Source organism: Pseudoalteromonas nanhaiensis (assembly GCF_051235485.1).
In the GTDB taxonomy this organism is placed as follows: Bacteria; Pseudomonadota; Gammaproteobacteria; order Enterobacterales; family Alteromonadaceae; genus Pseudoalteromonas; species Pseudoalteromonas lipolytica_C.
The window spans coordinates 203243-209750 of the sequence record NZ_JBPNYQ010000005.1 but is presented as its reverse complement, the minus strand read 5'-3'; the positions used below and the strand labels follow the sequence as shown (position 1 = coordinate 209750).

6 protein-coding genes are annotated in these 6508 nt (G+C 39.6%); 4 read left to right on the top strand and 2 right to left on the bottom strand.

What is annotated here, in order from left to right; all coding sequences use genetic code 11:
- Window positions 1–22: 22 nt before the first annotated feature.
- Entirely contained in the window at window positions 23–1195 is a 1173-nt protein-coding gene (locus tag ACSFVZ_RS07405; RefSeq protein WP_435558505.1) for an arylsulfatase, read from the bottom strand.
- 357 nt (window positions 1196–1552) lie between these two features.
- Between ACSFVZ_RS07405 and ACSFVZ_RS07400 the strand changes: the two genes are divergently transcribed.
- The 3 genes from ACSFVZ_RS07400 (at window position 1553) to ACSFVZ_RS07390 (ending at window position 4117) form a co-directional block, all read left to right on the top strand.
- Window positions 1553–2344 (top strand): hypothetical protein, encoded by a 792-nt coding sequence (locus tag ACSFVZ_RS07400; protein WP_199527818.1) that lies wholly within the window; start codon window positions 1553–1555, stop codon window positions 2342–2344.
- A gap of 35 nt (window positions 2345–2379) precedes the next feature.
- On the top strand, window positions 2380–3546 hold the full coding sequence (locus tag ACSFVZ_RS07395; protein ID WP_235382681.1) for a BamA/TamA family outer membrane protein: 1167 nt from the start codon (window positions 2380–2382) through the stop codon (window positions 3544–3546).
- 112 nt (window positions 3547–3658) lie between these two features.
- Complete coding sequence (locus ACSFVZ_RS07390) at window positions 3659–4117, top strand: hypothetical protein (RefSeq protein ID WP_435558503.1); 459 nt, start codon at window positions 3659–3661, stop codon at window positions 4115–4117.
- Between the two features lie 84 nt (window positions 4118–4201).
- Here the strand turns inward: ACSFVZ_RS07390 and ACSFVZ_RS07385 are convergent, their stop codons facing one another.
- A complete protein-coding gene (locus ACSFVZ_RS07385) occupies window positions 4202–5686 on the bottom strand; it encodes a S41 family peptidase (RefSeq protein ID WP_435558502.1) in 1485 nt (494 codons plus the stop codon).
- Between the two features lie 206 nt (window positions 5687–5892).
- On the opposite strand from ACSFVZ_RS07385, the gene ACSFVZ_RS07380 reads away from it, so the two are divergent.
- Entirely contained in the window at window positions 5893–6366 is a 474-nt protein-coding gene (locus tag ACSFVZ_RS07380) for a hypothetical protein (protein ID WP_435558501.1), read from the top strand.
- Window positions 6367–6508 lie beyond the last annotated feature (142 nt).

The window sequence follows — 6508 nt, the reverse complement described above, 5'->3', positions numbered from 1 at the left end:
ATTATTGATTGAAAAAGATCAGTTACCTGAATTTAAGTAGGGGCAACTGATCAAAATATATGTGAAAGAGTACTAGGTTGTTTTCACCATCAATATAAACTTTGTCTGACTTTTTAAGTTTTTCTCGTAAGTTCTTTTCACCTAGAGCAGCAGCAACAGTTGGGAAAACATCTTCATGTGAAGAAATACCATTTAGCTTTAAGCCTTTAGGTATTTTGTTTGGCCAACGAACTAAGAAAGGCACACGTACGCCACCTTCCCAGGTTGTCATTTTTTCACCACGGAATTCAGTTGTACCTGCATCTGGCCAGCTTGATTGCTCAGGGCCATTATCACTGGTGTAAATAACAATGGTGTTATCGGCAATTTTTAGCTCATCAAGTTTATCAAGCAGCTTGCCAACATGGCCATCATGTTCAATCAGGCCACTACCAAATACGTCTTCTTCAGAGCTAATACCCGTCGCTAAATTACGGCTTTCTGGTTTTAAGTGTGTGTAAACGTGCATACGGCTGGACGCATGCCAAATAAAGAAAGGTTTTTTCGCCTTAACTGCACGTTCCATAAAGTTAAGTGAGCGCTCTAACACTTCTTCGTCAAAGGTTTCCATACGTTTACGAGTAAGTGGGCCAGTATCGGTGATTTTGCCGTTGGCGTAAGATTCGATCACACCACGAGGACCAAATTTTTTCACAAACTTAGGATCTTTCGGGTAATCCGCTTGTTCAGGCTCTTCGGATACATTGAGGTGATACAAGTTACCGTAAAATTCATCAAAGCCATGCTTTGTTGGTAAGTGCTCATCTAAATCACCTAAGTGGTTTTTACCAAATTGCGCAGTCATATAACCGCGATCTTTTAAAAATTCAGCTAGCGTAGGATCGGCTTCTTTTATGCCAAGTGGGTTACCTGGTTGGCCCACTGTTGTTAAGCCTGTTCGAATTGGTAATTGCCCCATTAAAAACGCAGCACGCCCTGCTGTACAACTAGGTTGTGCATAGTGGTCTGTAAACAATGCACCTTCGTTAGCAATGCGATCAATATTAGGGGTTGGGTAGGTCATACCGTGCGAGTATGCACTGAGTGAGATTGGCGCAACGTCATCAACCATAATGGCTAATACGTTCGGTTTATCTGCAGCAAGGCTTACCGTTGAAACCAAGCCACAGATAGCCGCCGCTATTAGTTTTTTCATAAATTATCCCTTTTTATTAATAGTACTATTTACTCCTAAAGAGCTCAGTTTAGTATAAGATGAAAACAAAATACGTCTAGTTTCTAATCTAGTAAAAAACGATTTAAATCAATTATTCATAAAATCAAAATTTTTTTATTAAAGTATACTCTCTACTGTTTTTACTAGGTTAGCCATTATCATAATTAAACCCAAACCCACTTTATTATATTGCAGCGGGTAGATTCTAAACCGCTATATTCATTTAAAATACTCCAAATTATTTAGCGGCTTGATGATTGAATTCAATAAATAAATAGACTATAAGTACCTTAAGAATTAGTAAGCAACTTTTTATTACTTGTGTAAGGAAAACACATGCCTTTTCTACGAATTTCGTTCTTATTTTCACTTGCGTTTCAACTATCAAACTTGTCAGCTAATGAAAAAGAAGTGCAAGATATGTCGGACCCACTTGCGGTGTATACCCAAATAGGCGCAGGCTCAACTAACAAGGGGATTAACCTTAAAGTAGGACAAGCCTATGACACCGGTATAACAACAACTGCTGGCATGAATGTTATCGAAGTGAAAGGGATTTACGGTGATGCGCTAGGCTGGGAGAGTGATAACAAAACCACTGATTCCATTGATTCTTTTCGCTTTCGTAACTTTTCGGTTGATTTAACTTCGATGAGCGCTAAACAACTTGATGCTTCCTACAACCTAAATGCGAATTTGGTTGCAGATGAAAGTATGGATGTTTCGTATAGCTACATAAAAGCATTAAAACCAGTGGGCAAGTTTAGCTTTTACCCGCTTGCCGGAGTCGGAGCATCGATTGGAGAAAATGCCCTTGAAGATGACGGTAGTCGAGACAGTGGTTACTCCATAATGGGAGCCTATGGCTTAATTGGCATGTACGCAAAAGTGACTATAACTGACAAAATATGGCTTAATTACAATCCTTTTTGGCTAACCACCATTGGTGGAAGCGATAATTATAAAGACCATTACTATGGCCTAAACCAAAGCCATATTTTAACTCATGAGTTTGCTGCAAGTTATCAGATTAACCCGCGTATGAATCTACGCTATTTCGCTAACTGGAATAGAAACGTTGACTTTATGGATGGCGATCATCGTCTAGAGTTTAACTATCAACTTTAACAAGACAGCAATTGATATTTAAGGTAAGGGATTAAGTGAAAAAAGTAGTAGTAATAAGTGTATTGTCAGCAAGCTTACTAAGTGATTATTGCCTTGCCTCTAGCTATGATGAATACGCAATTAAACCAGCAGAGCAACAATTAAGTAATCAGCAACAAAAAATTGATGAGCCCATTTCGTTTTTACCCATCCCCACGTTTATTACAGAGCCAGCAGTAGGGCCTGGTCTTGGTGTGGTTGGTTTATTTTTTCACGATAATGAAAAGAAAGCTAAAAAAAAGAAAGAGGGCTCTACCCTACCTCAAAGCATCAGTTTAGTTGGCCTAATGGGCACTAAAAATGGCACAAAAGGGGGTGCTGTTGGCCACATAACGTTTTGGGACGAAGACAGAATTCGCTACCAAGGGATTGTTGGCTGGGCGAGTATTAATCTCGATTTTTATACCTTTGATGAAATAAAACTACTCACACCACTTTCGCTAAATATTGAAGGCCCTGCAGTATTTCAAAATCTTAAATTACGTTATGACAACAGTAACTTTTTTTATGGTTTTAAGCAGATTTATCGCCAAGTGGATATTAGTCTAGCAGAAAATCCAATTGAAGATTACTTGCTCGAGAATGGCATTATCAAAGAACACCTTTCTCTAGATGTAAATACGTCAGGTATTGGCCCCTTGTTAGAGTACGATAGCCGAGATAACCCACTTAACCCTGAGCGTGGCTTTAACTATAAAGCCGAGTACTTATATTTCGATGAGGCAATTGGCAGTAAAGTTGATTACAGCAGCTTAAAATTAACTGCTCTTAATTACTGGCGTTATACCGATAAGTTTAACTTTGCATTACGTATGCAATATGACTCTGTTAATAATCGAGGTGAAAAACGCTTACCAGTTTATATTCCGCCAAGTATTAGCCTGCGCGGTGTGTCTGCTACCCGTTATCAAGGTTTGGATGTTTTTGTTACTGAAGCAGAAGCAAGCTATAAAATCACCCATAAAATAAAGCTTAATGTGTTTACTGGCATGGGCTGGGCTGCTGATAATTTTTCTGACTTATCAAAGGCAGAAACCATTGATACAGTCGGTGCGGGCTTTCGTTATCTCATCGATGAGCATTATGGTATTACCATAGGGTTAGATGTAGCACATGGCCCAGAACAGAATGCTATTTACATTCAAGCCGGTTCGACTTGGTAATAAAAAAACAATACTTTTATTGTTATTTTAGCAATCTTGTTGGGCTAAATATTGAATTAATCTATTACACTGCTATTATCAATAGCTTAATAAACATTCAGGGATTGAACGGATGCATAACAAAGTATCAACTAACCATTATCCATTCAAAGATTTTAAGCCACATGGTCTTGTCGAGTTTTGCCAACGAGAACACACGCTTTTAACGACTGCTACAGGGCCGTTCAACGAAGAAATAATTGAAGCTCACTCTTTCATGCAACAAGATTATATCAACAAACTCACCACGGCTTATGGTCAATGGTATGAATTGGTTGAATTTGAAAACTCATGCATGGCAACACCTGGGGCTCTTGAAAAACTAATGGTGTATTTTGTTGAGCTTCGACGCAAAGGCATTGCGCCGGCTAAAACAGCCTTAGTCATAAAAGAGGGGCTTGAAGGTGGTAGCCTGCTCACCGATACCTACTGTAATTTATATAAACGAGCAGGTATGGTGATGAATGTATTTAAGTCAAAAACAGCGGCTCTAAATTGGTTAGCAGAAGAGCCTGTTGCTGAATTAGCTTAAAAAGTGGAGCTCTTCTTCGCGCAAGGTTAGCACTTTCCCCCCCCTCAGGAGTCTAGCAAACGCTTTGCTAAAGATACTGCTTAATTACAACTCAGCTATCATTTTAACAAGCGCTTGTGTTGTCCATTCAAGTTCGTTGAATTTAATATCAGGTTGATAGTAAAAGCCTTTTTCGCGAGGCCTATTTACATATACTTTAATAGGCAAAATGACTTTAGCAAAGCCTGAAGGTAGGGTTTCGAGCCTCACCTCCATGTAGGTAGAATCTGTACTACTTGGTGCGCCAACTAATTGTGTGTTTGCAAACAGCTTAAAACTATCCAGCGCATCTAAACAAGCACTGGCACATTGCCCAGGCACAATCACATAAACAGGTGTAGTAAACTGACTGGCGTTTTTTGGCATTGCTTGTTGCTCTGCGGAGACTATCTCGACATAAAATTGTTCACCCTTTTCATAAGCCGCCTGCATACTTTCGTGGGTTGTCTTTAACCAGTGATACCAAGGACTAGCCGTATCATAGCTTGCGACTACATCGCCAAAATAGTCAGTATTGCCTTTAGAAGTTCGCCACCACACTTGGGTATTTTTGTGTAGCTTATAGCGGCCATATTTGAATTGTTCACTGCCCCAAAGTGCTGAGGCTATTTGCTCACTCCACATCGATGAGCCACCTTGATTATGGCGAAGATCAAGCACCACAGCTTTAGCTTGCATTAACTTACTATGCTGCTGTTCAATAGCGCTCAACATCGCTTGATAATCCGCTTGCTGCTGCTCATTAGGTGCATACGTTGGCATACTGATCCAAGCAATATTCTCTAAAGGCCAATTAAGTTCAATTGGCAACTTATCGCCATTGTAGGCATTTTTAAGTTTTTCAGTGACATCATCAGGCCTAACAGTCCAGTTTAATTTTAGGCTATAGGTAGAACCGTCGGCTTTTTCAAATGTACAGCTTTCAAGCGGCGACAAAAACGGGTTGCCATCATCAATTGTTAGTCGCCAGCCATGGTTCCACCAACTACCAGGCTGCTGAACTTCGCCGTAATAGCGAAAAACACGCTCAACCAGCAAAGTATTAATTGCTGTATTGTCACAACTCACTAGTTTATCGCCCTTGGCAATTGCATCTAACTCACTGTAATACACTTTTAACGCATCACCGCGCCATACTGTTGAAAACCCCGGCCAGCTTTTTTGTGGCTTTAATTCTCTTGGCAAGATATCGATAGCTCCTGCATGACCATCTTGTAGAACAGTTCTAAAACGTGAAATAGCCGCAGCAAAAGCTTGTGAACTATGCGCTTTTACTGCCAGCTTTAAGCCTTCTTGCTTTGCTTTTTCGAGCTGTTTAGCAAAGCCTGGATTACGTACATCATACATACCAGGGTGATTAATAACCGATAACTGATAGGCCGCTTCAACATCTTTTACAGCAAGTTCAGACCAATTAATCTCAGAGTTAGTTACTGAATGGCTATCTTCGCCATTACATAAGCCCACACCAAGTGGGCTGAGGTTAAGAGCTGTAAAAATAAGTGATGAGTAAAGCGTCAAGGGTTTCATAAAAATCCATTTTAAATAATTATTATGTTTAAAAAACATCCCATTTAAACACTAAGGCATTGTTGTGACAATAAAAAGTACAACACATGCCAATAGATTAAAAAAATTCATCTATCAAGTTTATTTTAATCGTTTGTCGGTTTAGATGGATTACTCTAAAGTTAACTCATCAGCAAACGATGCTGCGATTAATGAGGAAACCAATCATGTTTAAACCACTTTTAAAACGACTTGCTCTTAGCTCTTTACTAACATGTTCAGCTTTTGCAATCGCTGATCAAAGTGACTACAAACTGATGGTAATTAGCGACTCAGATTCATCGCAAGCTATTGTGCAAGGCCAATATGAAGCAGTGTTAAATAACACAGCTAAAGCGTCTGACGTAAACAGCCAATACGAACTTGCATTTAATCGTTGCGCAGCAAGTGTGAAGTCTAAAAACTTCAGCCACGCAGAATCACTTTGTACTGAAGCTATCAAGCTTCTTAATCAAAGCGAAGTACGCGGCTACAAACGCCGAGAGCTTACTTCATTCGCTTTAAGTAACCGTGGTATCGCACGCATCATGTCAAAAAACGACACTGCTGCACTGTCTGATTTTTATGAAGCGGTAAAAATGTCGGGTAATGATTTAGTTAATCACAACCTAAACCGCGCTAAGCAAAACTTAGCTTTATAACCGAATTGTTGTCACAAAAAGTCTAGTTTGTGTGTTCTCTGGGCTTTTTTATACACCGAGTCATTGCACATGCGGTGACTCATCCAAATTGTTGTCAAAAGCTTAGTTTGTGTGTTCTCTAAGCTTTTTTATTCCGAGTCAT